The following is a 26,830-nucleotide window of genomic DNA, read 5'->3' as shown; positions in this document are numbered from 1 at the left end:
GTCAGACGGCGGCGGGCGCGCCCGGGGCTGCCGGCTGCTCGCCCTGCACGCGGCGGAGCTTCTTCATGGGGCCGAGCTCGGAGGCGTAGACCCGCTTGACGCCGTCGCCGAGCGCGGTCTCGATGGTGCGGATGTCGCGGACCAGGCGGGCCAGTCCGCCCGGCTCGACGGAGGCGGCCTGGTCCGAGCCCCACATCGCGCGGTCGAGGGTGATGTGCCGCTCGACGAAGGAGGCGCCCAGGGCGACGGCGGCCAGGGTGGTCTGCAGGCCGGTCTCGTGGCCGGAGTAGCCGATCGGGACGTTGGGGTACTCGTCCTGCAGGGTGTTGATCACCCGCAGGTTGAGCTCCTCCGCCTTGGCCGGGTAGGTGGAAGTGGCGTGGCAGAGAAGGATGTTGTCGCTGCCCAGCACCTCCACCGCGTGGCGGATCTGCTTCGGGGTGGACATGCCGGTGGACAGGACGACGGTGCGGCCGGTGGCGCGCAGGGCGCGCAGCAGCTCGTCGTCGGTGAGGGAGGCGGAGGCCACCTTGTGGGCGGGGACGTCGAACTTCTCCAGGAAGGCGACGGCCTCGGTGTCCCAGGGGGAGGCGAACCAGTCGATGCCGCGCAGGGCGCAGTGCGCGTCGATGGAGCGGTACTCGTCCTCGCCGAACTCGACGCGGTGGCGGTACTCGATGTAGGTCATCCGGCCCCAGGGGGTGTCGCGTTCGATGTCCCACTGGTCGCGCGGGGTGCAGATCTCGGGGGTGCGCTTCTGGAACTTCACGGCGTCGCAGCCGGCTTCGGCGGCGGCGTCGACCAGGGCGAGGGCGGTGCCCAGGTCGCCGTTGTGGTTGATGCCGATCTCGCCGACGACGTAGACGGGGCGGCCGGGTCCGGCGGTGCGCGATCCGAAGGTGCGCAGGCGGGCGTCGGAGCGGGCGGTGTCGGTCATGGCAGGTGCGGTCCTTCGCGTGGGTGCGGGGGGTGCGGTGGGGACGGGGTGCGGGGTGACAGCGGGGTGCGGGGTGACGGCGGGGTGCGGGGACAGGGGGTCGAGGAGGGGGGCGAGCAGGCGGGCGCGGGCCAGGTCGTGCGGGTCGTCGACCTCCAGGACCCGTGCGGGGTCGGTGGCCACGGGCAGGACCCGGCCGAAGAACCGGTGGCGGGCGGTGCGGAAGCCCGGGGCGTCCATCGCGTAGGCGGCGCCGGTCTCCAGCAGGTCCTGCGTGCGGTCCTGGCGACGGGGGCGGTACGCCTCCTCGTGGTTGACCCCGGCCGCGGAGCCGTCGGGGCGCTCCCGCCAGAGGAAGCCGTGGAAGGGAGCCGTGGCCAGCGCCGAGTCGGCCTCCCCGGAGGCGACGGCGGCGGCGACGGACTCCACGTCGGAGGCGGTGAGGAAGGGGCTGGTGCACTGGACGAGCAGGACCACGTCCACGGTGGCCCGGTGCAGCTCCTCGAAGGCGGTGAGCGCGTGCAGGACGGCGGCCTCGCTGCTCGCGGTGTCGCCGGCGATGGCGGCGGGGCGGGCGAGGGCCTGCGCGCCGGCGGCGCGGGCGGCGGCGGCGATCTCGGCGGAGTCGGTGGAGACCACCACGTCGGTGACGGTCGGCGCGGCCAGGCAGGCCCGGACGGCGCGGGCCACGAGCGGCACCCCGGCGACCTCGGCGAGGTTCTTGCCGGGCACCCCCTTGGAGCCGCCCCGAGCGGGTACGACGGCGAGCACCCGCGGCGCCGCCGGCCGGGGGGCGGGGGCCGCGTCGGGCCCGGGGCGGGCGGGCGGCGAGGGCCGGGCTCCGGTCACAGCTCCCCCAGGCGGCGGATCACGGGGGCGACCCGCTGGACCCCGTGCCGGTACGCCCCGCGGGCGGCCTCGCGCAGGTGGGCGCGCAGGCGGCGGCGCAGCCGGGACTCCCGCGCGGTGTCGCGCACGGCGCCGGGCAGCGGGGTCCCGTCGGGTGCGAGGTGGTGCCGCGCCAGGATGCCCGGCAGGTAACCGGGGGCGGTGGTGGGCGTGTAGTACGGCCGCGGGGGCGGCAGCTGCCCGGCGGCCGCCAGCTCCGCGACCCGCGCCCGGGCGGCGGCGTACGCGTCCCGCACGGACCCGGACGCCCCGGCGGAGACCGGCCCCGCCCCGGAACCGGCGGCCGGGACGACCTCGGAGTCCGCGCCGGCCGGCTCTGGCCGGACGCCCTGGGCGTGGAGCCACTCCGGGTCGCCCTGCGGGAGCAGCCCCGCGTCCAGCTGGTCCCACGAGGCCAGGCAGCCCGAGCCGAGGAAGTGGTGGTTGCCGAGGGCCTCTCGGACGCCGAGGTCGGTGAGGACCGCCGTCGGGATGGAGCGGTGCAGGGACTCCAGGGCCGCGGTGGACGAGACGGTGACCAGCAGGTCGGCGCCGTCCAGCACCTTCCCCATGTTCCCGTACACCAGGCGGCAGTTGGCCGGCAGCCCGCCCGGGATTCGCTCCGCCAGCCGCTGGTAGGGCTGCTCCTCCAGGTGCGTGGTGTGCTCCCCGGGACGGCTGCGCAGCTTGATCAGCACCTCCCGGCCGGGGTGCAGCCGCGCGTGTCGCACCGCCCGCTCCAGCAGGTACGCGCGGTCGGCGCGGCCGTCCGGCACGGAGGGCTGGACGGCGAAGACCACCCGCTGCGCGGAGCGGCCCCCGGGGTCGTACGGCGCCCCGCCCAGGAAGGGCAGCGCGGTCTCGGTGACGGCGCCCGCGTCGGCGCCCACCCCCTCGTACACGGCGCGGAACCGCTCCGCGTCGTGGCGGGAGTTGGCGAGGACGAGATCGGCGCCGTGCCGCAGCAGCAGCCCGTCGGCGAGCTTCTCGTACACGACGCCCACGTATCCGGTGACGAGCACGGGCCGCCGTCCCGGGGCCGGCCACAGGGCGCGGGCCCCGTGCAGGACGGCCTGGACCGCCCCGCCGACCAGGGCGAGGACGACCACGTCGTAGTCCTCGCGCTCGATCTCGGCGAGGAATCCGGCACAGGTCACCTCGGTCAGCCGGTCGGCACTGACCCCCACCTCGCCGAGCTGGCGGGCGGTGGGCGTGGCCCGGCCGCGCAACAGGTATCCGGTGAGCCGGTGGTCGGGCACGAGACGGCGGGCGGTGAGCGCACCCCATTTCCATCGCGTATCGGAATCGGCGAGCACGGCGACGCGCAGCTTGCGTTCTGGCACGCGGCAGAAACTATTCCGCGATGCCGGTGACCGGCCCAACGAACGCACAACAGCCGGTTAACAACCGGTCGGAGAAGTGCGAAAGCGTGTGGGTTAAGACTCCCGCCCCGCGTCGTTCACATGGAATCCGCACACGGGCCACGGTGAATGCCGCACCGCCCCCTAATGTCTCGCAGGTGCCCAAGCTCTCTGTTGTCGTGCCGTTCTACAACGTCCTGACGTACGCACCGGATGCCCTGCGGAGCCTCGAGGCCAACGCCCGGGACGATTTCGAGTTCCTGCTCGTCGACGACTGCTCGACGGACGGGACCGGCGAACTGCTGGAGCGGGCCGCGCGCACGCTGCCCGGGGCGGTGCACCTCAGACACGGGCGGAACGCCGGCCTGGCCACGGCGCGCAACACGGGACTGGACGCGGCCCGCGGCGAGTACCTCGCCTTCCTGGACGGGGACGACTGGCTGGCCCCCGGGCACCTGGCCCGGGTGTTGGCCGCCATCGAGGCCCTGGCCTGTGACTTCGTCCGTACCGACCATGTGCGCTGCACCGGCCGGGAGCGGAGCGTGCAGCGCGTCCCGTACGGCCCGCAGTCGGTCGTCGCCGATCCGCGCACGGCGATCCTGCCGGCCGACCGGGCCACCTCGGTGGACTATCCGTACGCCTGGGCCGGCATGTACCACCGGCGGCTGCTGGACCGCGGGGTGCTGCGCTTCACCGACGGGCTGCGGACGGCGGAGGACCGGCCGTGGATCTGGCGGCTGCACCGGGAGGCCGACTCCTTCGCTGCCGTCGGAACGCCCGGGGTCTTCTACCGCCGCGGGGTTTCCACCTCGTTGACGCAGATCGGCGACGAACGGCAGCTCGATTTCATCCGCGCATTCGATCAAGTCCTCTCGGACACCGCGTCGGACCGGGAATCGGATCGGCTGACGCCGAAGGCCGTCCGAACGTATTGCGCAATCATCGCGCACCATTTCGGCTCGATCGAAAGGTACGAACCGGCCGTGGCCAGGAAACTCCGCATCATGGGCGCGGCCGCGCTCGACCGCATGCCCCAGGACGTACTGGACCACGTCCTGGACACGATGGACCTGGAACGCTCCACCCTGCTGCGCCGCGTGCGACGCGGCCGGGGCCCGCTCGGCCGCCGGGGCCCGCTCGGCCGCCGGGGCCCGCTCGGTCCGCTCGGCCGCCGGGGCCTGCGCGCGCCGTCGGGGGCGAGCGCCTGATGCCCACCCAGATCTTCCTGGCCTCCACCCTCTACGGCGCGGCCACGCTCGCGGCCGGCATCGACGGGGGCTCCTTCCCGCCCGCGGGCCGGCGCATCCTGCTGACCAGCAACCACGCCGTCACCGCCGAGATCTCCCCCGGGCTCGCCGACATGCCGGGCTTCACCGCCCTGCGCGGCCGCTTCGACGAGGTACTCGACTGGAACGCCGTCATCGCCCCGCAGCACCCGAGCACCTGGGCCCCGCGCACGGAGGACGTCCCGCTGTGGGAGCGCCAGTTGCGCGCCCTGTGGGGGCTCGGTGACGACCGCGTCGAACTGGTCGTGGAGTCCCTCCAGGTGCCCCCGGCCCAGACCCTGTGCACGCTCTTCCCCGGGGCCGCGGTGGACGTGTACGCCGACGGGCTGATGAGTTACGGGCCCACCCGCTTCCGCCTCGACCCGCAGCTCGGGATGCGGGTCCGGCGGGTGCTCCACCCGGACCTGGTGCCGGGGCTGGAGCCGCTGCTGCTGACGGAGTTCGGGGTGCGGGCGGAGCCCCTGCCCGCGGAGCCGCTGCTCAAGGTCCTCGCGGAACTCGCCGACCACGCGGACCTCGCCGACGTCACCGACGCCGCCGACCTCCCGCGTCCCGTCGCGCCCGCTCCGTCCGCCGCTCCCCCGGCCCTCCTCCTCGGCCAGTACCTCGCCGCGCTCGACCTCATGACCCCGGACGAGGAGGAACGGCTCCACATCGCGATGGTCCGCGGCGCGCACGCCCTCGGCCACCGCGAGCTGGTCTTCAAACCGCACCCCAGCGCCCCGGCCGCCTATTCCCGCGGCGCGGAGCAGGAGGCCGAGCGGCTCGGCGCCCGGCTGACCGTGGCCGCCGCTCCGGTGCTGGCCGAGACGCTCTACCAGCGGCTGCGCCCCGCCCTCGTCGTCGGCTGCTTCTCCACCGGACTGCTGACCGCGGCCACGCTGTACGGCCTCCCGGTGGCCCGGACCGGTACGGACGCGGTGCTGGCCCGCCTGACCCCGTACCCGAACAGCAACCGCGTACCGCTGGCCCTGGTCGACGCCCTGCTCCCCGACCTGGCCGACGCGGACGCGGTCCGCGCCTGGACTCCGCCGCGCCCCGACCGGGTCCGGTCCGAGCTCTCCGGGCTGCTCACCGCGGTCGGCTTCACCATGCAGCCGCGCATCCTGGCGTCCCGGCGGGCGGAGGCCGAGGCCCACCTGCGCGCGGGGCCCGCCCCCGCCGCGCTGCGGTACGTCACCCGCCGCCGGCTGTCCGCGCTGGGCCTGCCGGGCGGCCTCCCGGCCCGGCTGTCGTTCCTGCCCCGCAGCCCCGCGGTCCGCCGGACGGTGCGCCGCCTCGCACGGCTGCGCCGTACGGGACGGGCCCGCCGCTCCCTCAGCTGACGGCGAGCTTGGCCGCGAAGCCCAGGAAGAGCACGCCCGCCGCCGAGGTCGCCCCGGCCGCCAGCCGCTTGCGGCGGCGGAAGGCGGCGGACAGCCGGGTCCCGGTGAGGATCAGCGTCGACAGGTAGAGCAGGCTCACCAGCTGCGACACCGCGCCGAGCAGCAGGAACGACAGCGCCGGGTAGGCGTATCCCGGGTCGACGAACTGCACGAAGAAGGACAGCAGGAACAGGATGGCCTTCGGGTTGACCAGGCTCACCAGCAGCGCCCGCCGGTAGGGCCGCTCCGTGCCGCCCTCCGGCTCCCGGCCGCCCAGCAGGGCCTCCTGCCGGTCCCTGCGGTCGCGCCACACGGTCCAGGCGGCCCGCATCATCCCCACCGCCAGCCACGCCAGGTAGCCGGCGCCCAGGAACTTGACCACCGTGAAGAGCAGCGGGCTCGCCTTGAGCAGCGCGCCCGCCCCGGCGGCGGTCAGCACCATCAGCACCGTGTCGCCGGTGAACACTCCGGAGGCCGCCTTGTAGCCCTCCTTCACGCCGCCCCGCGCCGCGACGGACAGCACGTAGAGCGAGTTCGGGCCCGGCAGCAGGACGATCAGCACCAGGCCGGCGAGATAGGTCGGAAGATCTGTCACACCCAGCATGGGCAGGAGTGTCCCATAGGGTCGCGCCCGCCCTGCCCCGTGTTTTCGCCCCGGCCGCCCGCCCGGTGCCGACGCCCTCGATGCGCGCGCGTGTACGGAAATCCACCCGGATCGCCCAGTTGGACGGATGAATCCCGATCCGTCAGGTCCCGTGGCCCGTAGACCGGTTCGTGGGAATTCCGCTCTCCGTGCACGACATCGGCCGTTCCTCCGTAGAGCGACCGGTCCCGGAACTGATACAACCTCCCCCAGCTGCCGCTGGAGGCCTGACTCCGCGAATGCCCCTCCCACGGCCGCGGGCCGCCCGGTCACGATGGCGCAACATCCCGGGACCCTGTGCAACTGTCCACGCACCCGAGGCATCACCTACTTACACGACGTAGAAACCGGGGGACTGCAATGCAGCGCCAGAGAGTCATAATCCGCACGCTCGGGTTGGCCACCGCCGTCGCACTTGCGGCGACCGCCTGCGGACCGCAGAAGCCGGGGGCCGCGGGCTCCCCTTCGCCGGCCTCCGCCACGCCCACGGCGGGCGCCTCCCCCGAAGCCTCCCCGACCGCCGACGACAAGCCGGGCGGGGCCTCGCCGTCGTCCTCTGCCTCGCCCTCGGCCTCGGCCAAGGCGTCCGCGCCGGCCTCCGCCTCCTCCTCGCCCTCCCCGACGGTGAAGCAGGTCATGGCGAACGGTGACGACAGCGACCTCGTGCGCGACCTCCAGGCCCGCTTGCGGCAGCTCAAGCTGATGTCGGTCGCGCCCACCGGCTTCTACGGTTCGAAGACGACCTCCGCGGTCAGGACCTTCCAGTCGAAGAACGCCCTGCCCGCCACCGGTTCGGTCGACGAGGCCACCTGGAAGGGGATCCAGGACGCCACGAGGAAGCCGACCGAGGAGGAGCTGCGCCCGCCGACCGTCAACGAGGTCGACGCCCCCGACCCGCAGTGCATGACGGGGCGGGTCATGTGCATCAGCAAGGAGAGCCGCACCCTCGCCTGGATGATCGACGGCAAGGTCGTCTCGACGATGGACGTCCGCTTCGGTTCGGAGAACACCCCGACCCGCGAGGGCGCGTTCAACGTCGGCTGGAAGGCCAAGGACTGGACCTCGACGCTCTACCACACGCCGATGCCGTACGCGATGTTCTTCAGCGGCGGCCAGGCGGTGCACTACTCGGCCGACTTCGCGGCCCGCGGTTACGCCGGCGCCTCACACGGCTGCGTCAACGTCCGGGACAAGGGCAAGCTGTCGGCGCTGTTCGACGCGGTGCAGGTCGGCGACAAGGTCGTCGTCTACTGGTGATCCCGCCGTCCACCCGGGCGCCCGCCCCCGGCGGCGGGCCCGGCGGCTGCCGCCTCGGCGGCAGCCGTCCCGGCGGCGGGACCGGTCGGAAGGTGAGAGGCGCGGGCGGGGCCGGGGGAACGTGCCCCGCCCGCGCCGGTTGCGCAGAGCCCAGGGGTACGGGGGGAACCCCGGCTCATGCGCGGCCGATGACCAGTCGGCTCGATATGTACTGCGCCGCGCGTTCGAAAAGTGTTACAGGCGGGTCAGCGCGTGCCTCAGCGGCGGTCGTGCCCGCCCGAACCGCCCGGCAGGGCCGGGGTGAGCGTCGGGGCCCGGAAGACGCCGTCGCCGTCGCCCGCGCTTCCCGGTGCGCCGGGGGCGCCCCCGCGCATCCCGCCCATGGCGCCCCCGTCCAGCACCGCCCCGCAGTAGCGCTCGATACGGGTGAGGCCCCGGGCCAGGTTCGAGAGCTTCTCCCGGCGGTCCTTGTCGAGGCGTCCGGCCCGGTAGTCCGCGCAGAGGGACGCCGCCCACTGGCGGTTCTCCCGGTCGCGTTCGAGGTCGAGCTCCTTGCTCCCGCCGTTGGCGAAGGTGTCCCGGTTGCCGTCCGAGCCGCCCGCGGCGTCCTTGCCGCCGACGTCGCCCTCGGCCGATCCGCCCGGGTCGCCCTGGTCCGCCCGGGCGTCCTCGTCCGCGCCGCCCGCCCCGGCGGTGTCCGAGGAGGCTCCGCCGGTTCCCCCGCCGGTTTCCCCGCCGGGCTCCGTACGGCCGTCCCCGCCCGGCTCGGGGGCCGCGCCGCCGGTACCGGGCGCCGGGGCCGTACCGCCGCGCAGCGGGGTGGGGAGCAGCGGGGGGACGGCGGTGGGCGGCGCGCCGTCGGCCTCGGGGGTCCGGTCGCCCTCGGCGCTGACGGAGGTCGCCGGCCCGGGGCCCGCGCTGTCGTGGCGGTTCTGGTCCAGCAGCCCGGCTCCGGCCGCGGCGGCCAGCCCGCCCACCGCCACGCCGGCCAGGGCGGCCGCGAGGCCGAAGCGCACGTGCCGCCGGGGGCGGGGCGCGGCGACGGGGGTCAGGCGGCCGAGGTCGAGCACGGGCACGCCGGAGCCGGAGGCCTCACGGCCGGCGGCGGGGGGACCCTGCGGCACGCGCGCCGCCCGGGCCGCGCGGAAGGCGGCCAGCGCCGCGGCCTCGCCGGGCAGTTCGCCGCCGCCGGGGGGCGGCTCGGCGAGGATGTCGAGGGCGGCGCGGAGGCGGGCGGCCTCGGCACGGGCGCGGGGAGAGGCGGCCGGTCCCACAGGTTCGACGGGTTCTCCGCGCAGCAGTCTGTCCGCCGCGGCTCTGTCCAGCCACCTGTCGCGCTCGTCGGCCATCACATGTCCTTCTGCGTCCGCCAACGTGAATGCGTCACACCGGTTTGTTCTACGAGGCCCCCGCCACGGCCGCGCTGGGCGGGTACGGCGTCGAGATCCCTCCCGCCCCCGCCGCCCCGTGCCTGGCCACCGGCATTATGGCCGACCGGAGGCGGCGCGTCCGAGTCCGGATCCCCCTCCGCTCCCGGCCCCGGCCCGAAATCGCCCGTCGATCCCGTCACACCCTCCGCGCCCAGCAGCTCCGCCAGTCTCTTCAGTCCCCGGTGCGCCGCGGTCCGTACGGCGCCCGGCCGCTTGCCGAGGGTCTCGGCCGCGCTCTTGGCGTCGAGGCCGACCACGACCCGCAGGACGACGGCCTCCGCCTGGTCCTGCGGAAGCTGGGCGATGAGGGCCATGGTCAGGCCGGTGGACAGGGATTCCATGGCCGCGCCCGCCGTGTCGCACTCGGCGGCCCAGCCGGTGAGCTCGGTGTCGTCGCCGCCGATGGCGGGCCGGCGTCCGCGCATCCGGATGTGGTCCAGGGCGCGGTTGCGCGCGATCCGGGCGGCCCAGCCGCGGAAGCGGTCGGCGTCACCGGTGAAGGAGTCGAGGTCGCGGGCGATCTGCAGCCAGGCCTCGGAGGTCACGTCCTCCGCGTCGCCGTCGCCGACGAGCGTGCGTACGTATCCGAGCAGGCGCGGGTGCACGGCGCGGTACACAGTACGGAACGCGTCCTCCCCGCCGTCCTGTGCCGCGAGCACCGCGGCGGTCAGCTCCGCGTCGTCCCCCAGCAAAGTCCCCAACCCGTTCACTGTCCTGTACGTGTGGCGCAAATCAGCACGTTACGGCTTTCAAGTACCTCTCGTCCACGTGTTGTACAACCAGCAACCAACCCTGCGCGGAGCGGGGTGTGACACAAAACGCACTCGGGGCGCTGACAGGGGTACGGGCTTGTCGCACGAGCCCGTGACGGACGGCGACCGGGGCCTCTCCTGTGGGGGGTGGCGGCCTCGGTCGTCTTCCCCTGCGCGGCGCCCCTCACACCGGGCCGCGCACAGCTCCGCGCACCGCTCCGCGCGCCGTGCTCCGCCCCGACCTCCACGCGCCCTCCGCTTCGCCGCGCCCGCTCCGCCCCCGCCACCAGGTCTCCGCGTCATCCTTTCGGCTCACTTCCGGGTGATTTCCCCCCATGAGTACGACACACGCGGCCGCACGTCGATAGCGTGGCCGTACACCCGCGCCGCGCCACGAGGAGCCCCCCGCTGTCCAGCCATCTTCCGGCACAGGCCCGTGGCGGCTCCGACCCCTCCCACGGCTCCGGGCTGACGCGGTTCAACACCCTGCCACCCGAGACGGCGCGAGCCGCCCTGCTGCACTGCTGCGGTAGCCGCCGCTGGGCCCACCGGGTGGCCGCGCACCGCCCGTACCCCGACCCCGAGGCCCTGCTCGCCGCCGCCGACGAGGCCTCGTACGACCTCTCACAGGCGGACCTGACGGAGGCGCTGGCCGCGGAGTCCTCGGCGGAACTGGACCACGGCGCCTCCTACGCCGCCCTGCTGGCCCTCGACGCGGCCCACGCGGAGTACGAACGCAAGTTCGGCCACGCTTTCGTGATCTGCCTCGACGGGCACCCCCCGGCGGAGCAGTCGGACCAGCTCCTGGCGGCGATCCGGCGCCGGATGGGCCACGAGGAGGACGAGGAGCGCTCGATCTCCGCCGACGAGCTCCGCCGTGTCTCCCGGACCCGGCTGCTGGACCTGACACGCTGGCTCACGTCGGCCGATGGCCTGACTGCGGAGGAATTCGGGCTATTTGCCCCTGTGGGATAGTCCGTCCGTGCCTGTTTGATCACACCGATGACCCCCGCGCAAGGGAACCGACAAAGCGTCGCTACGATGTCCGGGGCCGGAGGACCGTACCCGGCCGGGCCCGACCGACAAAGAAGCCGGCTGGCCCCCGCCCCGCTTCCGGAGGGTTTTCCGTGCCGGCTGGAACGTTGTACCGCGGCCGGGAAGGAATGTGGTCCTGGGTGGCTCATCGAGTCACCGGCGTCCTCATCTTCTTCTTCCTGTTCGTACACGTCCTCGACACCGCACTCGTCCGCGTCTCCCCCGAGGCGTACGACGACGTGGTGGCTACCTACAAGACTCCGATCGTCGCGCTGCTGGAGTACGGCCTCGTCGCCGCAATCCTGTTCCACGCGCTCAACGGTCTCCGCGTCATCGCCGTGGACTTCTGGTCCAAGGGCCCGCGCTACCAGAAGCAGATGCTCTGGACCGTCGTGGGCATCTGGGTCCTGCTCATGATCGGGGCGCTCTACCCCGTGCTGGGCCACGCCTACCTCGAACTGTTCGGGAAGTGACGCGCATGTCCTTCGACACTTCTTCCCCCAAGGCCATCGGCGACGTGGAGGGTGCTTCCCTCTACGACGTCGAGAACCCGGCGCCGTACATCGAGGCCCCGCGCAAGCGGACCGGCAAGACCCCTCGATCCACCCGCGGCAACTTCGAGATGGCCGCATGGCTCTTCATGCGCCTCTCGGGCATCGTCCTGGTCGTGCTCGTCATCGGCCACCTCCTGATCCAGCTGGTGCTGGACGGCGGCGTCTCCAAGATCGGTTTCGCCTTCGTGGCGGGCCGCTGGGCGTCCCCGTTCTGGCAGGTCTGGGACCTGCTGATGCTGTGGCTGGCCATGCTGCACGGCTCCAACGGTCTGCGCACCGTCGTCAACGACTACGCGGAGCGGGCCAACACGCGGCTGTGGCTGAAGGGCCTGCTCTACACCGCCACGGTGTTCACCATCCTTCTGGGCACGCTGGTGATCTTCACCTTCGACCCGAACATCCGCTAGGCAACGGGGCTGAGGCGAAACCAATGAAGATCCACAAGTACGACACCGTCATCGTCGGGGCGGGCGGCGCAGGCATGCGCGCCGCCATCGAGTCGACGAAGCGCAGCCGCACCGCCGTGCTGACGAAGCTCTACCCCACCCGCTCCCACACGGGCGCCGCGCAGGGCGGCATGGCCGCCGCGCTCGCCAACGTGGAGGAGGACAACTGGGAGTGGCACACCTTCGACACGGTCAAGGGCGGTGACTACCTGGTCGACCAGGACGCCGCCGAGATCCTGGCGAAGGAGGCCATCGACGCCGTCCTCGACCTGGAGAAGATGGGCCTGCCGTTCAACCGCACCCCGGACGGCACCATCGACCAGCGCCGCTTCGGCGGACACTCGCGCAACCACGGCGAGGCGCCGGTCCGCCGGTCCTGCTACGCCGCGGACCGCACCGGCCACATGATCCTCCAGACCCTCTACCAGAACTGTGTCAAGGAGGGCGTGGAGTTCTTCAACGAGTTCTACGTCCTGGACCAGCTCCTGGTCGAGGAGGACGGCGTCAAGAAGTCGGCCGGCGTGGTCGCGTACGAGCTCGCCACCGGCGAGATCCACGTCTTCCACGCGAAGTCCGTCATCTACGCCTCCGGCGGCACCGGCAAGTTCTTCAAGGTGACCTCCAACGCGCACACCCTCACCGGCGACGGCCAGGCGGCCTGCTACCGGCGCGGTCTGCCGCTGGAGGACATGGAGTTCTTCCAGTTCCACCCGACGGGCATCTGGCGCATGGGCATCCTGCTGACGGAGGGCGCCCGCGGTGAGGGCGGCATCCTCCGCAACAAGGACGGCGAGCGCTTCATGGAGAAGTACGCGCCGGTCATGAAGGACCTCGCGTCCCGTGACGTCGTCTCGCGCTCCATCTACACGGAGATCCGGGAGGGCCGCGGCTGCGGCCCCGCCGGCGACCACGTGTACCTGGACCTGACGCACCTCCCGCCGGAGCAGCTCGACGCGAAGCTCCCGGACATCACCGAGTTCGCGCGCACCTACCTCGGCATCGAGCCCTACACGGACCCGATCCCGATCCAGCCCACCGCGCACTACGCCATGGGCGGCATCCCGACCAACGTCGAGGGTGAGGTCCTCAGCGACAACACCACCGTCGTCCCGGGCCTGTACGCGGCCGGCGAGGTCGCCTGCGTGTCGGTGCACGGCGCGAACCGCCTGGGCACCAACTCGCTGCTGGACATCAACGTCTTCGGCAAGCGCTCGGGCATCGCCGCCGCCGAGTACGCCCACGCGCACGACTACGTCGAGCTGCCGGAGAACCCGGCGCAGCAGGTCATCGACCTCGTCGAGCACCTGCGCAACTCCACGGGCAACGAGCGGGTCGCCGACCTGCGTCTGGAGCTCCAGGAGACGATGGACGCGTGCGTGATGGTGTTCCGTACGGAGCAGACCATCAAGACCGCGGTCGAGAAGATCGCGGAGCTGCGCGAGCGCTACAAGAACGTGTCCGTCCAGGACAAGGGCAAGCGCTTCAACACGGACCTGCTGGAGGCCATCGAGCTGGGCAACCTGCTCGACCTGGCCGAGGTCATGGCCGTGTCCGCGCTGGCGCGCAAGGAGTCCCGCGGCGGCCACTACCGCGAGGACTACCCGAACCGCGACGACGTCAACTTCATGCGCCACACCATGGCGTACCGCGAGGTCGGCGCCGACGGCAAGGATTCCGTCCGGCTGGACTACAAGCCCGTCGTCGTCACCCGCTACCAGCCGATGGAGCGTAAGTACTGATGGCCACCCCGACCCTGTCCAAGACGGACCAGATGGAGGCCGCGGCGGCCGCCTCGCCCTTCATCACGGTCACCTTCCGGATCCGCCGCTTCAACCCGGAGATCTCGGAAGAGTCGACCTGGCAGGACTTCCAGGTCGAGATCGACCCGAAGGAGCGCGTGCTCGACGGACTCCACAAGATCAAGTGGGAGCTCGACGGCACGCTGACCTTCCGCCGCTCGTGCGCGCACGGCATCTGCGGCTCCGACGCGATGCGGATCAACGGCAAGAACAGGCTCGCCTGCAAGACGCTGATCAAGGACATCAACCCGGAGAAGCCGATCACCGTCGAAGCCATCAAGGGCCTCACGGTGATGAAGGACCTCGTGGTCGACATGGAGCCCTTCTTCCAGGCCTACCGCGACGTCATGCCGTTCCTGGTCACCACGGGCAACGAGCCGACGCGCGAGCGCCTGCAGAGCGCCGAGGACCGCGAGCGCTTCGACGACACCACCAAGTGCATCCTGTGCGCCGCGTGCACGTCCTCGTGCCCGGTGTTCTGGAACGACGGCCAGTACTTCGGCCCGGCGGCGATCGTCAACGCCCACCGCTTCATCTTCGACTCGCGCGACGAGGCCGGCGAGCAGCGGCTGGAGATCCTGAACGACAAGGACGGCGTGTGGCGTTGCCGCACGACCTTCAACTGCACCGACGCGTGCCCCCGCGGCATCGAGGTCACGAAGGCGATCCAGGAAGTCAAGCGCGCCCTGATCACGCGCCGCTTCTGATCCGCTGAGACGTGAGGCCCGTACCCCACCCGGGGTGCGGGCCTCACGCGTACCCGGATCGCGCCCGGCGGATCGGGGTACGGAGCGCCGTGTCGCTGTGGAAGGATCGGCCGCATGAGCGACCAGCAGCCGAACCCCTACGCGAGCGACCCCAGTCAGGGCGGCCAGTCCGGCCAGGGCGACTACAGATGGGGTCCCGGCGAGGCCAGCTACGGCTATCCGCAGCCCTACCCGGCGAACCCCGCCTACCAGCCGACCATGGGCGGCGCGGGCTTCCCCGTACCGGCCTACGGCCCGGGTACGGGCGGTGGCGGCGCGATGCTGTCGCTGGGGGACATCAGCATCGTCGGCGACCAGATCATCACCCCGTCGGGCCAGATGCCGCTCCGGGGCTCGATGTGGAACGCGACGGACTTCTCGCGCACCGAGGAGAAGATCCCGACCCACGCGATCGTCCTGGCGGTCGTCTTCGCGGTGTTCTGCCTCCTCGGCCTGCTCTTCCTCCTGATGAAGGAAAAGGTCACCACGGGCTACATCCAGGTCACGGTCACCAGCGGCGGCCGCCACCACTCCACGATGATCCCCGCCTCGGACGCCCACGCGTACGCGTGGGTGATGAACCAGGTGAACTACGCGCGGTCGCTGAGCTTCTGAGGGGGTGGGGGCTTCGGGGGGGCGGGAGTGGACGGGTTTGGGGGTTTCCCGTCAGTCTCATCGTCTCTCCGGGTCGGGCCGGTCCCTCAAGGGCGCTCCTCCTCCGTCGTCGCGTCGCTTCGCGATGGCCTTCGGCCACCCTTGACCGACCGTCCCGCCCCGGACATACGAAGACTGTCGGGAACCCCCCAAAGGAACGGGCCGGGGGACATATCCCCTTCCCGGCGGCCAGGGAAGGGCGGGCCGGCTTCGGGGCGCATCAGATCGCTACGCGCTTCTCTTTGCTTGGCGGCTGCGGTCCGTCTGGGGCTCATGTAGCGGGCACGCAGTCCAGACGGGGCCCAGGGCAGCCCTTTCCGGGCCCGGCAGCCGGGTACCTGCGCCAAACAGCGCAGAGATGACCCTCACGGCAGTCCGAGTCAGGCGTCACGCGTCAGATCGCTACGCGCTTCCCTCGGTTTAGCGTCCGACCGCCGTCCCCCCACTCAAGACCCCGTCAGCGGGTCATCTGTCCGATGGGGGTCGGAATGGGCTGTGTTGGAGTGTGAGGTTGATGAATCCGACCTCACGCTCCACGATCTGATCGTTTACCTCCCGAGCGGCCCGCAGACGCCGTCACAGCGCCCCCCGCCACGATTCGTGGGCGGCCTATGTCCAGCCCCAGACGGACCGCAGCCGCTATGCCGAGAGAAGCGCGTAGCGATCTGACGCGCCCCGAAGCCGACCCGCCCTTCCCTGGCCAGGGCCGATGTGGATTGCTCCCCCCGGCCCGTTCCTTTGGGGGGTTCCCGACAGTCTTCGTATGTCCGGGGCGGGACGGTCGGTCAAGGGTGGCCGAAGGCCATCGCGAAGCGACGCGACCGAAGGGAGCGCCCTTGAGGGACCGGCCCGACCCGGAGAGACGATGAGACTGACGGGAAACCCCCAAACCCCTCCCCTCCCGCCCCGCCGAAGCCCCCGCCCCCCACCACCCCCGCCCCACCCTCAAAGCCCCCGCCCCGCCACAGCCCCACCCCCCGCTTGAACCTGTTCAAAAAAAGCCCTACAGTCAGTCCTGCCAAGCAATTGAACACGTTCAAAGGGGCTGAGGGCAATGGACCTCACTGTGGTCGCGTACGTCATCTACCTGTTCATCAGCATCGGCCTCACCGTCTGGGTGGCCCGTACGCTCAGCCGCAACGGCCGTGTCTTCATCGGCGACGTCCTCGCGGGGAACGAGAAGCTCGCCGACGCCGTCAACCAGCTCCTGGTCGTCGGGTTCTACCTCGTGAACATCGGCTTCGTGACCCTCTACCTGCGCCAGGGCCAGGACGTCCTCAGGGCCCGCGACCTCTTCGAGGCGCTGTCGGTCAAGCTCGGTGTCGTGCTGCTCGTCCTCGGCGTCATGCACCTCGGCAACGTATGGGTCCTGAACAAGATGCGCCGGCGCGGCATCATGGAGCGCCAGCAGACTCCGCCGGTCGCCCCCCAGGGGTGGACCGCTCCGGCCGGGGCCTGAGACCGTGACGCCCCAGCCCAAGGGCCGGGCGCAGGCGGCGGCCACGGAACCGGCCACCGCACCGGCTCAGGCGCCGGCTCCCGCACCAGCTCAGGCGCCGGCTCAGGCTCCCGCTCCCCCGCCCGCTCCGGTCCGCGCGCTGACCGTGCTCTACGACGCCGGCTGCCCGCTCTGCGTGCACATCCGGCACTGGCTGCTGGCGCAGCACTCGCTCGTCCCGATCGCCCTGGTGCCCGCCGCGTCCTACGAGGCGCAGCGGCGGTTCCCGCACCTCGACCACGCCTCGACGCTGAAGGAGATCACCGTCGTCGGGGACGCGGGGCAGGTGTGGCGGGGGACCGACGCCTTCATCGTGTGCCTGTGGGCGCTGACCGACCACCGGGCAAGGGCGTACTGGCTGGCCACCCCGGCGGGGCGGCCCTTCGCCCGCGCCTTCATGTACTCGGCGTCCAAGTGGCGCGAGGCGGTGCGGACCCCGGGAACGCCGGTTCCGACCGTGGCCGGAGCTCAGGAAGCGGCCTGTGACGACCAGTGCTCCGTCCCCCGATAGGCTCGTGCACCGTGACTGATCAGAAGGCTCCCAAGAGCGAGCAGACCCGCACGCTCATCCTCGAAACCGCGCTCCGGCTCTTCCAGGAGCGCGGCTTCGACAAGACGACCATGCGGGGCATCGCCAAGGAGGCCGGTGTCTCGGTCGGCAACGCCTATTACTACTTCGAGTCGAAGGAACACCTGGTCCAGGGCTTCTACGACCGGATCTGCGCGGCTCACCAGGCGGCGGTGCGGCCGATCCTGGACAACGAGACGGATCTGCAGAAGCGGCTCGCCGGAGTACTGGTCAGCTGGCTGGACATCGCGGCTCCGTACCACGAGTTCGCCTCGCAGTTCTTCAAGAACGCGGCGGACCCGGAGAGTCCCCTGAGCCCCTTCTCGCCGGAGTCGGAGCCGGCCCGCAGGGCGGCGATCGACATGCACCGGGAGGTGCTGGCGGGCGCGAAGACCAAGGTGCCGGCCGAACTGGCCGACGTGCTGCCGGAACTGATGTGGCTCTCGCAGATGGGGCTGGTCCTGTACTGGGTCTTCGACCGCTCACCGGACAGCCGCAAGACCCGGGCTCTGGCCGAGCGCGGCGCGCAGCTGACGACGCGGGGCATCGTCCTGGCCCGGTTCCGGGTGCTGCGGCCGCTGGTGCGGGAGGTCCACGAGCTGTTCGCGGACTTCCTGCCGGGGATGGCGCAGACGGCGGTGTCCCGCAAGCGGGCCTCGGACCCGGACAGCGGCCCGGCCGAGGACTGAGACCGGCCTACCGGCCTGCCGGCGTGTCGGCCGTACGGGCCGTACAGGGCGACAGCGGTGGTCAGGCCTGAGGTGAGGCGAGTTCCACGACCGTGATGTCGGACGGTGCTCCCACCCGGACCGGGGGCCCCCACGCGCCCGCACCGCGGGACACGTAGAGCTGGGTGTCGCCGTAGCGCTCCAGGCCGGCCACGGTGGGGTTGGCGAGATCGGCCAGGTACTTCCCGGGCCAGAGCTGGCCGCCGTGGGTGTGCCCGGAGAGCTGGAGGTCCACCCCGTACCGGACCGCGTCGTGGATGACGACGGGCTGGTGCGCGAGGAGGACGGCGGCGCGGGCCCGGTCGCGGTCGTCGAGGGCGGCGGCGAAGTCGGGGCCCTGCCCCTCGCTCTCGCCCGCGATGTCGTTCACGCCGGCGAGGTCGAAGTACGGCAGCTCGCGCCGGGCGTTCTCCAGCGGGGTCAGGCCCAGCTCGCGGACGTGCTCCACCCACTGTGCGGCGCCGGAGAAGTACTCGTGGTTGCCGGTGACGAAGTACGCGCCGTGGCGGGCCCGGAGCTCGCGCAGCGGCTCGGCGGCCGGGCCGAGGTCGTGCACGCTGCCGTCGACGAGGTCGCCGACGATGGCGATGAGGTCGGGCTGCGTGCGGTTGACGGTGTCGACGATGCGCCGCGTGTGGGCTCGGCCGAGGACGGGGCCGAGGTGGACGTCGCTGACGACGGCGATCCGGAACCCGTGCGCCGCCCGCGGCAGCTTGGCCAGCGGGACGTGGACCCGCTTGACCGTCGGGCCGCGCAGCACCCCGTGGGCTCCGTTCGCGACGGTGGCTACGGCCGCGGCCGCCGCGGCGCCGCCGACGGCGCGCGCGAGCGTCCTACGGCTCGGCCCCCGGACGGCGGGCACGGCCGCGGGTGCCGCGGGCGCCTCAGGTGCCCCCGGCGCCCCGGCGGTGGCGGGCGCGGGGGTTTCCGAGGGCGCGGGCACGTCCGAGGACGCGGCCGCTCCGGCGGGCGCGGGGACGGGTGCCCCGGCGGGCGCGGTTACCCCTTCGGGGGACGGCCGGTGGGCCAGACGGCGGAGCAACAGCGCGCGTATCGGCTCCGCTACCAGCATCGTCAGGGTCAGGTACAGGAGCAGCGCCAGCCAGAGGAACCCCGGCCAGGCGACCGCCTGCTGGAGCCAGAAGGGGGCCCCGGCGCGGCCGGCGGTCAGGGCGGCCACAGAGAGGAGGGGCAGGGCGATGGCCAAGGACGTACCGACGCGGCGGGGCAGGCCGCCGGGGACCGTGGTGTCGCGGACCAGGCGGATCCACAGCCAGCGGTGCACCAGGACCAGGAGCGTCAGGACCCCCAGCGCGACGAGGACGAAGACGAGGACGTTCATGCGGCGCCGCCCGCATCCGGACCCGCATCCGCGCCCGTCCCTGACGTCGTCCCCGTGCCCGTCCCTGACCCTGTCCCTGTGCCCGTGTCCGTTCGTGATGCGCGCCGCAGGGCCCGCACCCCGAGCAACCCGATCACTCCGACGGCCGTCCCCAGGAGAAAGGACGTCACCGCGAGCGTCAGGTGCACCCAGAAGTACGACGTGGGATCGCCGGCCTCATCGAACGCCAGGCCACTGCCGTTCTTCCACAGGTTCCGGACGAAAGACACCCAGATGAACCAGCTCCAGGCCCCGAAGGCCAGCAGGAACCAGGAGACGGAACGGCTCAGTTTCATGCCCCCAGTATCGGATTCCCCGCCGGGGCGGACACGCCGGGGTGGGCTGTCCCGGCAGTGGTTGCCTCGAATGGGCCGGTCCACAGGGGCATCCATCCCATCGGGATGTACTTTCACCTGCGTGTCCGTAAAGAAGACCGCGTTGACGGTCCTGTCCGCCGCGCTCCTGGTCCCCTCCTCGCTCGTGCTTCCCGCGCACGCCGCACCGAGCCCGCCGGCCGACGGAAAGGGCGGGCCCGCGAGGTCGCCGGCGGCCGCCGCGCCCCCCGCGTCGATGTCGACGGTCGGCGGGGCCCTGCTCGGCCAGCCGGGCACCCAGGTGAATCTGCTGCCCGGCGCACCGGCCCTCCCCACGAGCCTGTCCGGGCGGTCCTGGGTCGTGGCCGACGCCGAGTCGGGCGAGGTCCTGGCCGCGCACAACGCACACTGGCGGCTCCCCCCGGCCTCCACCATGAAGATGCTGTTCGCGGACACGCTCCTGCCGACCCTCCCCAAGGACCGGGTCCACAAGGTCACCGAGGAGGAGCTCGCGGACGTCGGCTCCGGCAGCAGCCTGGTCGGGGTCAAGGAGGACCACGAGTACTCGGTCCACGACCTGTGGCTCGGGGTCTTCCTGATGTCCGGCAACGACGCCGTGCACGTGTTGTCGGCCATGAACGGCGGCGTCGAGAAGACCGTCAAGGACATGCAGGCGCACGCCGAGGAGCTCCAGGCCCTGGACACCCATGTGGTGTCCCCCGACGGCTACGACTCCCCGGAGCAGGTGTCGAGCGCGTACGACCTGACCCTGATCGCCCGCTCCGGGCTGCGCAAGCAGGACTTCCGGGAGTACTGCGGCACGGCGAACGCGGAGTTCCCCGGCCGGCAGGAGCCCGGCAAGCCGCGCGACTCCTTCGGCATCCAGAACACCAACCGGCTGATGACCGGTGCGCACGGCGTGGCCCCGTACAAGGGCATCGCGGGCGTCAAGAACGGCAACACCACGATGGCCGGGTCGACCTTCACGGGCGTCGCCCAGCAGGGCGACCGGAAGCTGCTGGTCACGGTGATGAACCCGAGCTCCGGCAGCGGCAACGCCGTCTACGAGGAGACTTCCGCGCTCTTCGACTGGGGCTTCGCGGCGGCCGGCAAGGTCAAGCCGGTGGGCGAGCTGGTGCCGCCGAAGAGCGAGGACACCACCTCGCTGGGCTCGCCCGCCAAGTCCCACGAGGGCGGCCGCACCGCGGCCTCGCCGGGCGCGGGCGGCGGTGCGGGCACCGCCCTCGGCATCGCGGGCGGGGCGCTGGCCGCGCTCGCCGGCGGCGTCTTCGCGGTCAACCGCCGCTGGCCCCGGGGGCGTCGCGGCCCCGGGGGCGGCTGAGGCTCCGGGGGCGGCTGAGGTACCGCGGGCGGCTGAGGCACCCGAGGCGGTGAGGCCCCGGGGCCGCCGCGGCGTCCGGCCCGGGGCCCGCGGGACGGTTCAGGGCCGTGCGGGCTCCGGGTCCCGGTCCCGTTCCGGTTCCGTCCCCGGTTCCGGGTCCTCCTGGCCGTCCCCGTCGGCGTCGTCGCGGGTCGCCGTCCAGGCCGCGATGAACAGCAGCAGCTTCGCCGTGAAGTTGATCCACAGCAGCAGGGCGATCGGCACGCCGAAGGCCCCGTACATGCTCTTGGCCGCCACCCCGCGCATGTAGCCGCTGAGCAGCAGCTTCAGCAGTTCGAAGCCGGCCGCCCCGATGAGCGCCGCCTGGAGCAGGCGGCCGCGCGGCGGCTCGACGCCGGGCAGCAGGGTCAGGACGTAGAGCAGCAGCAGGAAGGCGGCCAGGACGCCCACCAGGAAGGCGCCGGACCGCAGCAGTGCGCCGCCCGCCCCGTCACGGGGGATGCCCAGCCCTTCGGCGGACTTCCCGACGGCGCTGGAGCCCAGGGTCGAGGCCGCGGCCGAGGCCAGGCCCACGCCGCCGAGCCCCAGCAGCACGAGGGCGTCCTTGCCCTTGCGGGCGAAGGGGTTCCCCAGGTCGTCGTCGTCCTTCTCCCACACGGCGCGCAGGCAGTCCCGCATGGAGCCGACCCATCCGATGCCGGTGAACAGCAGCAGCGCGCCGGCCACGAGGCCGACGGTGCCCGCGTTCGCGACGAGTGCTTCGAGGTCGAGCTGGTCGGAGATGCCGGGGACCTGCTCGGCGAGGTTCTTCTGGAGCGTGTCGAGCTGTTCCGTGCTCAGCAGCGCGGCGCCGACGGCCGCGGCCACCGTGATCAGCGGGAAGAGCGCGAGGAAGCTGATGAAGGTGATCGCGGCGGCGAGCCTGGTCCAGTGCACGCGGTCGAGGCGTTCGTACGAGCGCCAGGCGTGCGTCCGCATGAGACGGGCCACCAGCGGCCCGATCACCGGGAGTTTCGTCAGCCAGTCCATGAAGTCACCGTAATTCAGCGGCCGGAAATAGCTGGGATTGTCGCTTTCGGGGACTACGGTCGGCGATTGTGACTTTTCGCCCCGCGCCCCGTCCGTTCCACGCCCTGGTCCTGCGCAGGATCAGGTTCCGCACGCACCGGGCCCTGAGGCCGCTCCGTCAGGAGGGCCGTGCCGTCGTCTCGGCCGCCTCGCCGGCCGGCGAGCCGAACTGCGCCGGGACGCCGGCCGGGCCGGCGCCGAAGGGGTACTCGCGCAGCTTGCGCCAGACGCCGTCCGAGCCCTGTTCGTAGAGCGCGAAGCCCTCGCAGAGCCACGCGGCCTCGTAGTCGGCGAGGGCCGCGAACGCCACGTCCATCGCCTCCTCGGAGATCCCGTGGGCGACCGTCACGTGGGGGTGGTACGGGAAGGCCAGCTCGCGGCTGAGCGGCCCCCGGGGGTCGCGGACCTCGCCCTGGAGGCGGGTGCAGCCCGGGGCGCCCTCGGCGATCCGGACGAAGACCACCGGGGAGAGCGGGCGGAAGGTCCCCGTCCCGGACAGCCGCATCGCGAAGGCGCGAGAGGCGGCCGCGACCGCGGCCAGGTGCGCCCGGATCGCCGGCAGCCGGTCCGCCTCCACCTCGGTCGGCGGCACGAGGGTGACGTGCGTGGGGATGCCGTGCGCGGCGGCGTCCCCGAAGCCGGCGCGCAGCTGCTGGAGCTGGCTGCCGTACGGCTCCGGGACCGCGATCGAAACGCCGAGCGTTACGGTCCCCACGTGTCTCTCCTCCGTGTGTCTGGATGGACTGCTGCCGCCCAGTGTGGCGGCAGCACCCCCGATCTCGCCAGGTCCCTCCGGCCGGTCAGTGCTTGGCGGGCAGCAGACCGAGGCGGTCGTACGCCTGCGCGAGGGTCTCGGCGGCGACCGCGCGGGCCTTCTCCGCGCCCTTGGCCAGGATCGAGTCCAGCGTCTCCGGGTCGTCCAGGTACTCCTGGGTGCGCTGCTTGAAGGGCGTGACGAAGTCGACCATCACAGCGGCCAGGTCGGTCTTCAGCGCGCCGTAGCCCTTGCCCTGGTACTTCTCCTCCAGGGCGGGGATCGTCTCGCCCGTGAGGGTGGAGTAGATCGTGAGGAGGTTGCTGACGCCGGGCTTCTTCTCCGCGTCGAAGCGGATCTCGGCCTCGGTGTCCGTCACCGCGCTCTTGATCTTCTTCTCGGTGGCCTTGGGCTCGTCGAGGAGGTTGACCAGGCCCTTGGGGGACGAGGCGGACTTGGACATCTTGACCGTCGGGTCCTGGAGGTCGTAGATCTTCGCGACCTCCTTGACGATGTGCGCGGCGGGGAGGGTGAAGGTCTCGCCGAAGCGCTGGTTGAAGCGTTCGGCCAGGTCGCGCGTCAGCTCGATGTGCTGGCGCTGGTCCTCGCCGACCGGGACGGCGTTCGCCTGGTAGAGGAGGATGTCGGCGACCTGGAGGATCGGGTACGTGAACAGGCCGACGGTGGCGTTGTTCGTCCCCTGCTTGGCGGACTTGTCCTTGAACTGGGTCATCCGGCTGGCCTCGCCGAAGCCGGTGATGCAGTTCATGACCCAGCCGAGCTGGGCGTGCTCGGGCACGTGGCTCTGGACGAAGAGCGTGCAGCGCTCGGGGTCCAGCCCGGCGGCGAGCAGCTGCGCGGCGGAGAGGCGGGTGTTCGCGCGGAGGTCCTTCGGATCCTGCGGCATGGTGATCGCGTGCAGGTCGACGACCATGTAGAAGGCGTCGTGCGTCTCCTGCAGGGCGACGTACTGGCGGATGGCTCCGAGGTAGTTCCCGAGGTGGAACGAACCGGAGGTGGGCTGGATGCCGGAGAGCGCGCGAGGACGATCAGAAGCCATGGCCCCATTCTCTCAGGTGCCGGAGCCGGCTCCGGCCCCCCGCTGGCCGGAACCTTCCGGGTCGCCCCGGCCCCGCCCGTGCCCCGTACGGGTACCGGGCGGTAGCGGGGCGGCCGGATCCAGCCCCGGCCGGGCGACCGATTCCCGGGACCCGGCGGGGCTGGTTCCAGCCCCGCCGGCGGGTGCGGCGCGGGGTCCGGGGCAGCGCCCCGGCAACGGCCCCGCAGGTCAGGACAACGGCAGGCCCGGGGCCGGGAACTCCGCCATCAGCGACGCGACCTCCGCGCGGACCGCGCCGAGCGCCGGCTCGTCGCCCTTGGCGGCGGCGTCCACCGCGCGGGCGATCCAGTCCGCCACCGTCGGCATGTGCGCGGCGGTCAGGCCGCGGGAGGTCAGCGACGGCGTGCCGATCCGGATGCCCGAGGGGTCGAAGGGCTTGCGCGGGTCGAAGGGCACGGTGTTGTAGTTGACGACGATGCCCGCCCGGTCGAGCGCCTTGGCCGCGACCTTTCCGGGGACCCCCCGCGAGGTCAGGTCCAGCAGGATCAGGTGGTTGTCCGTGCCGCCCGAGACCAGGTCGAAGCCCCGCTCCAGCAGGGCTGCGGCCAGCGCCTTCGCGTTGGCGACGACGGCGTGCGCGTAGGAGGTGAAGGACGGCTGCGCCGCCTCGTGCAGGGCCACCGCGATGCCGGCCGTCGTCTGGTTGTGCGGCCCGCCCTGGAGGCCGGGGAAGACCGCCTTGTCGATGGCCTTCGCGTGCTCCTCGCGGCACATCAGCATCGCGCCGCGCGGACCCCTCAGCGTCTTGTGCGTCGTCGTGGAGATCACGTCCACGTGGCCGGCCGGGGAGGGGTGCGCGCCGCCCGCGATCAGGCCGGCGATGTGCGCGACGTCCGCGACCAGGACCGAGCCCGCCTCCTCGGCGATGGACGCGAAGGCGGCGAAGTCGATGGTGCGGGGCAGCGCGGTGCCGCCGCAGAAGATCAGCTTGGGGCGCTCGGCGAGCGCCAGCTCCCGTACGGCGTCGTAGTCGATCAGCCCGGTGTCGGCGCGGACGCCGTACTGCACGCCGCGGAACCACGAGCCCGTCGCCGAGACGCCCCAGCCGTGGGTGAGGTGCCCGCCCATCGGCAGCGCCATGCCCATGACCGTGTCGCCGGGCTTCGCGAAGGCCAGGTACACGGCCAGGTTCGCCGGGGAGCCGGAGTACGGCTGCACGTTGGCGTGGTCGACGCCGAAGAGGCCCTTCGCCCGCTCGACGGCGAGCGCCTCGACCCGGTCGATGTTCTGCTGGCCCTCGTAGTAGCGGCGGCCGGGGTAGCCCTCGCTGTACTTGTTCTGCAGGACGGTCCCGGAGGCTTCCAGGACGGCCGCGGACACGTAGTTCTCACTGGGGATCAGGCGCAGGGTCTGCGCCTGGAGCACTTCCTCCGCCGCGACGAAGGACGCCAGTTCGGGGTCGGTCGCGGACAGGGCGGGATGGCGGCTCGCGGACATGCGGGCTCCTCCGGGGTCGATGGGGATCGGTACCCCGCGAGGCCCAGGCGAGCGGCCCTGTGTGCGGTCGTGCGCGCACGGCTCCCCCGGAGTCGTTTCTCCGTGCGCCAGTCGCCGTGCGTACCGCTCACCCTAGCGCCGTGACCGGGGGGCGCGCCGCGCGGGAGGTTTCCGCGTCCGGGATCCGACCGACGATAAGACTGTGACGCCACCCTCGTCACCGGCCCACCCGGCAAGACGGACGATCGGAGACCCCGTGTCGACAACTGCTGATGCCATCCGCTCCGCCGACGCGCACAGCGCGCACACCTACCACCCGCTGCCCGTCGTCATCGCCACCGCGGAGGGCGCGTGGATGACCGACGTGGAGGGCCGCCGCTATCTGGACATGCTCGCCGGCTACTCGGCGCTCAACTTCGGGCACGGCAACCGCCGTCTCCTCGACGCGGCCCGTGCGCAGCTGGAACGGGTCACGCTGACCTCGCGCGCCTTCCACCACGACCGCTTCGCCGACTTCTGTACCGAGCTGGCCGCGCTGTGCGGCAAGGAGGCGGTGCTGCCCATGAACACGGGCGCGGAGGCGGTGGAGACGGCGGTGAAGACCGCCCGCAAGTGGGGGTACGAGGTCAAGGGCGTCCCGGACGGGCACGCCAAGATCGTGGTCGCGGCCGGCAACTTCCACGGGCGGACCACGACGGTGGTGTCCTTCTCCACGGACCACGAGGCGCGCGACCACTTCGGCCCCTACACCCCGGGTTTCGAGATCGTGCCGTACGGGGACCTCACCGCGCTCGCCGCGGCGGTCACCGAGAACACCGTGGCGGTGCTGCTGGAGCCGATCCAGGGCGAGGCCGGGGTGCTGGTGCCGCCCGCCGGATACCTGCGGGGCGTACGGGAGCTGACGCGCGAGCGGAACGTGCTGTTCATCGCGGACGAGATCCAGTCGGGCCTCGGCCGGACCGGGAAGACCTTCGCGTGCGAGCACGAGGGGGTCGTCCCGGACGTGTACCTCCTCGGCAAGGCGCTCGGCGGCGGTGTGGTGCCGGTGTCGGCCGTCGTCGCCGACCGGGACGTGCTCGGGGTGTTCCGGCCCGGGGAGCACGGCTCCACCTTCGGCGGCAATCCGCTGGCCTGCGCGGTGGCCCTGGAGGTGGTCGCGATGCTGCGGACCGGTGAGTACCAGCAGCGTGCCACCGAGCTCGGCGACCACCTGCACCGGGAGCTGAACGTCATGGTCGGCGGGGGCGCGGTGACCGCCGTGCGGGGGCGCGGGCTGTGGGCGGGCGTCGACGTCGACCCGGCGCGCGGGACGGGCCGGGAGATCTCCGAGAAGCTGATGGAGCGCGGGGTGCTCGTGAAGGACACCCACGGCTCCACCCTGCGCATCGCCCCGCCGCTGGTGATCTCCAAGGAGGACCTGGACTGGGGTCTGGAGCAGCTCCGGGCGGTCCTCGCCGGCTAGCGGGAC

General features: G+C 72.5%; 25 protein-coding genes and 1 pseudogene. 14 read left to right on the top strand and 12 right to left on the bottom strand.

Annotated elements, in window-relative coordinates:
• Position 1 precedes the first annotated feature (1 nt).
• From ACFWU6_RS13325 to ACFWU6_RS13315, 3 genes and pseudogenes are all read right to left on the bottom strand, one after another.
• Positions 2-937, bottom strand: a complete 936-nt coding sequence (locus tag ACFWU6_RS13325) for an N-acetylneuraminate synthase family protein (protein ID WP_383980896.1) — start codon at positions 935-937, stop codon at positions 2-4.
• A gap of 405 nt (positions 938-1,342) precedes the next feature.
• A pseudogene (locus ACFWU6_RS13320) lies at positions 1,343-1,708 on the bottom strand (cytidylyltransferase domain-containing protein); the annotation flags it as partial.
• Between the two features lie 74 nt (positions 1,709-1,782).
• Positions 1,783-3,168: a DUF6716 putative glycosyltransferase gene (locus tag ACFWU6_RS13315; RefSeq protein WP_383980857.1), complete on the bottom strand. Its 1,386-nt coding sequence runs from the start codon at positions 3,166-3,168 to the stop codon at positions 1,783-1,785.
• Between the two features lie 176 nt (positions 3,169-3,344).
• Here ACFWU6_RS13315 and ACFWU6_RS13310 point away from each other — a divergent pair, with 176 nt between their 5' ends.
• Positions 3,345-4,394, top strand: coding sequence for a glycosyltransferase family 2 protein (locus ACFWU6_RS13310; RefSeq protein ID WP_383980855.1), 1,050 nt, complete (start codon positions 3,345-3,347; stop codon positions 4,392-4,394).
• Positions 4,394-5,797: a polysialyltransferase family glycosyltransferase gene (locus ACFWU6_RS13305; protein WP_383807369.1), complete on the top strand. Its 1,404-nt coding sequence runs from the start codon at positions 4,394-4,396 to the stop codon at positions 5,795-5,797. The genes ACFWU6_RS13310 and ACFWU6_RS13305 overlap by 1 nt, the downstream gene beginning before the upstream one ends.
• On the opposite strand, the gene leuE is transcribed toward ACFWU6_RS13305, so the two are convergent.
• Positions 5,790-6,440, bottom strand: a complete 651-nt coding sequence (leuE, locus tag ACFWU6_RS13300) for a leucine efflux protein LeuE (RefSeq protein WP_383807372.1) — start codon at positions 6,438-6,440, stop codon at positions 5,790-5,792. The genes ACFWU6_RS13305 and leuE overlap by 8 nt on opposite strands.
• A 399-nt stretch (positions 6,441-6,839) precedes the next feature.
• Here leuE and ACFWU6_RS13295 point away from each other — a divergent pair, with 399 nt between their 5' ends.
• Entirely contained in the window at positions 6,840-7,736 is an 897-nt protein-coding gene (locus ACFWU6_RS13295; RefSeq protein WP_383807374.1) for a L,D-transpeptidase family protein, read from the top strand.
• 257 nt (positions 7,737-7,993) lie between these two features.
• Here ACFWU6_RS13295 and ACFWU6_RS13290 read toward each other — a convergent pair whose 3' ends face one another.
• Entirely contained in the window at positions 7,994-9,085 is a 1,092-nt protein-coding gene (locus ACFWU6_RS13290; protein WP_383980853.1) for a hypothetical protein, read from the bottom strand.
• Positions 9,085-9,858 (bottom strand): RNA polymerase sigma factor, encoded by a 774-nt coding sequence (locus ACFWU6_RS13285; RefSeq protein ID WP_383980894.1) that lies wholly within the window; start codon positions 9,856-9,858, stop codon positions 9,085-9,087. Before ACFWU6_RS13285 ends, ACFWU6_RS13290 begins: the two co-directional genes overlap by 1 nt.
• Positions 9,859-10,287: 429 nt before the next feature.
• Between ACFWU6_RS13285 and ACFWU6_RS13280 the strand changes: the two genes are divergently transcribed.
• The 9 genes from ACFWU6_RS13280 to ACFWU6_RS13240 all read left to right on the top strand — a co-directional run bounded on the left by ACFWU6_RS13280 (position 10,288) and on the right by ACFWU6_RS13240 (position 17,907).
• Complete coding sequence (locus ACFWU6_RS13280) at positions 10,288-10,893, top strand: 2-oxo-4-hydroxy-4-carboxy-5-ureidoimidazoline decarboxylase (protein WP_383980851.1); 606 nt, start codon at positions 10,288-10,290, stop codon at positions 10,891-10,893.
• 152 nt (positions 10,894-11,045) lie between these two features.
• Positions 11,046-11,426, top strand: a complete 381-nt coding sequence (gene sdhC, locus ACFWU6_RS13275) for a succinate dehydrogenase, cytochrome b556 subunit (RefSeq protein WP_383813001.1) — start codon at positions 11,046-11,048, stop codon at positions 11,424-11,426.
• 5 nt (positions 11,427-11,431) lie between these two features.
• A complete protein-coding gene (locus ACFWU6_RS13270) occupies positions 11,432-11,914 on the top strand; it encodes a succinate dehydrogenase hydrophobic membrane anchor subunit (RefSeq protein WP_383813003.1) in 483 nt (160 codons plus the stop codon).
• A 23-nt stretch (positions 11,915-11,937) separates the two neighbouring features.
• Entirely contained in the window at positions 11,938-13,692 is a 1,755-nt protein-coding gene (gene sdhA / locus ACFWU6_RS13265; protein ID WP_383813005.1) for a succinate dehydrogenase flavoprotein subunit, read from the top strand.
• Positions 13,692-14,459 carry a succinate dehydrogenase iron-sulfur subunit gene (locus tag ACFWU6_RS13260; protein ID WP_383813007.1) on the top strand — a complete coding sequence of 256 codons (768 nt, stop codon included), beginning with the start codon at positions 13,692-13,694 and terminating at the stop codon, positions 14,457-14,459. Before sdhA ends, ACFWU6_RS13260 begins: the two co-directional genes overlap by 1 nt.
• A gap of 114 nt (positions 14,460-14,573) precedes the next feature.
• The gene (locus ACFWU6_RS13255) at positions 14,574-15,113 is read left to right on the top strand and encodes a hypothetical protein (RefSeq protein ID WP_383813009.1); all 540 of its coding nucleotides are present in this window, start codon (positions 14,574-14,576) and stop codon (positions 15,111-15,113) included.
• Positions 15,114-16,206: 1,093 nt separating this feature from the next.
• Complete coding sequence (locus tag ACFWU6_RS13250; protein ID WP_383812901.1) at positions 16,207-16,611, top strand: hypothetical protein; 405 nt, start codon at positions 16,207-16,209, stop codon at positions 16,609-16,611.
• Between the two features lie 4 nt (positions 16,612-16,615).
• Entirely contained in the window at positions 16,616-17,161 is a 546-nt protein-coding gene (locus ACFWU6_RS13245) for a thiol-disulfide oxidoreductase DCC family protein (RefSeq protein WP_383812899.1), read from the top strand.
• Between the two features lie 11 nt (positions 17,162-17,172).
• On the top strand, positions 17,173-17,907 hold the full coding sequence (locus ACFWU6_RS13240) for a TetR family transcriptional regulator (RefSeq protein WP_383812897.1): 735 nt from the start codon (positions 17,173-17,175) through the stop codon (positions 17,905-17,907).
• A gap of 61 nt (positions 17,908-17,968) precedes the next feature.
• Here the strand turns inward: ACFWU6_RS13240 and ACFWU6_RS13235 are convergent, their stop codons facing one another.
• Entirely contained in the window at positions 17,969-19,288 is a 1,320-nt protein-coding gene (locus ACFWU6_RS13235) for a metallophosphoesterase (RefSeq protein ID WP_383812895.1), read from the bottom strand.
• Positions 19,285-19,623 carry an SCO4848 family membrane protein gene (locus ACFWU6_RS13230; RefSeq protein ID WP_383812894.1) on the bottom strand — a complete coding sequence of 113 codons (339 nt, stop codon included), beginning with the start codon at positions 19,621-19,623 and terminating at the stop codon, positions 19,285-19,287. Before ACFWU6_RS13230 ends, ACFWU6_RS13235 begins: the two co-directional genes overlap by 4 nt.
• A gap of 121 nt (positions 19,624-19,744) precedes the next feature.
• Here ACFWU6_RS13230 and ACFWU6_RS13225 point away from each other — a divergent pair, with 121 nt between their 5' ends.
• On the top strand, positions 19,745-20,983 hold the full coding sequence (locus ACFWU6_RS13225) for a D-alanyl-D-alanine carboxypeptidase family protein (RefSeq protein ID WP_383980849.1): 1,239 nt from the start codon (positions 19,745-19,747) through the stop codon (positions 20,981-20,983).
• A gap of 99 nt (positions 20,984-21,082) precedes the next feature.
• Here the strand turns inward: ACFWU6_RS13225 and ACFWU6_RS13220 are convergent, their stop codons facing one another.
• From ACFWU6_RS13220 to glyA, 4 genes are all read right to left on the bottom strand, one after another.
• Entirely contained in the window at positions 21,083-22,012 is a 930-nt protein-coding gene (locus tag ACFWU6_RS13220) for a YihY/virulence factor BrkB family protein (RefSeq protein WP_383980847.1), read from the bottom strand.
• A gap of 157 nt (positions 22,013-22,169) precedes the next feature.
• Positions 22,170-22,766 (bottom strand): 2'-5' RNA ligase family protein, encoded by a 597-nt coding sequence (locus ACFWU6_RS13215; RefSeq protein ID WP_383812888.1) that lies wholly within the window; start codon positions 22,764-22,766, stop codon positions 22,170-22,172.
• Between the two features lie 85 nt (positions 22,767-22,851).
• Entirely contained in the window at positions 22,852-23,865 is a 1,014-nt protein-coding gene (trpS, locus tag ACFWU6_RS13210) for a tryptophan--tRNA ligase (RefSeq protein ID WP_383812886.1), read from the bottom strand.
• 228 nt (positions 23,866-24,093) lie between these two features.
• The gene (gene glyA / locus ACFWU6_RS13205) at positions 24,094-25,362 is read right to left on the bottom strand and encodes a serine hydroxymethyltransferase (RefSeq protein WP_383812167.1); all 1,269 of its coding nucleotides are present in this window, start codon (positions 25,360-25,362) and stop codon (positions 24,094-24,096) included.
• A 256-nt stretch (positions 25,363-25,618) separates the two neighbouring features.
• On the opposite strand from glyA, the gene rocD reads away from it, so the two are divergent.
• Positions 25,619-26,824 (top strand): ornithine--oxo-acid transaminase, encoded by a 1,206-nt coding sequence (gene rocD / locus ACFWU6_RS13200; protein WP_383812169.1) that lies wholly within the window; start codon positions 25,619-25,621, stop codon positions 26,822-26,824.
• The last annotated feature ends 6 nt before the right edge of the window (positions 26,825-26,830 follow it).

Source organism: Streptomyces sp. NPDC058674 (assembly GCF_042716505.1).
GTDB lineage: Bacteria > Actinomycetota > Actinomycetes > Streptomycetales > Streptomycetaceae > Streptomyces.
The sequence above is the reverse complement of the archived record's forward strand: the minus strand, read 5'-3'. Positions and strand labels throughout refer to the sequence as shown.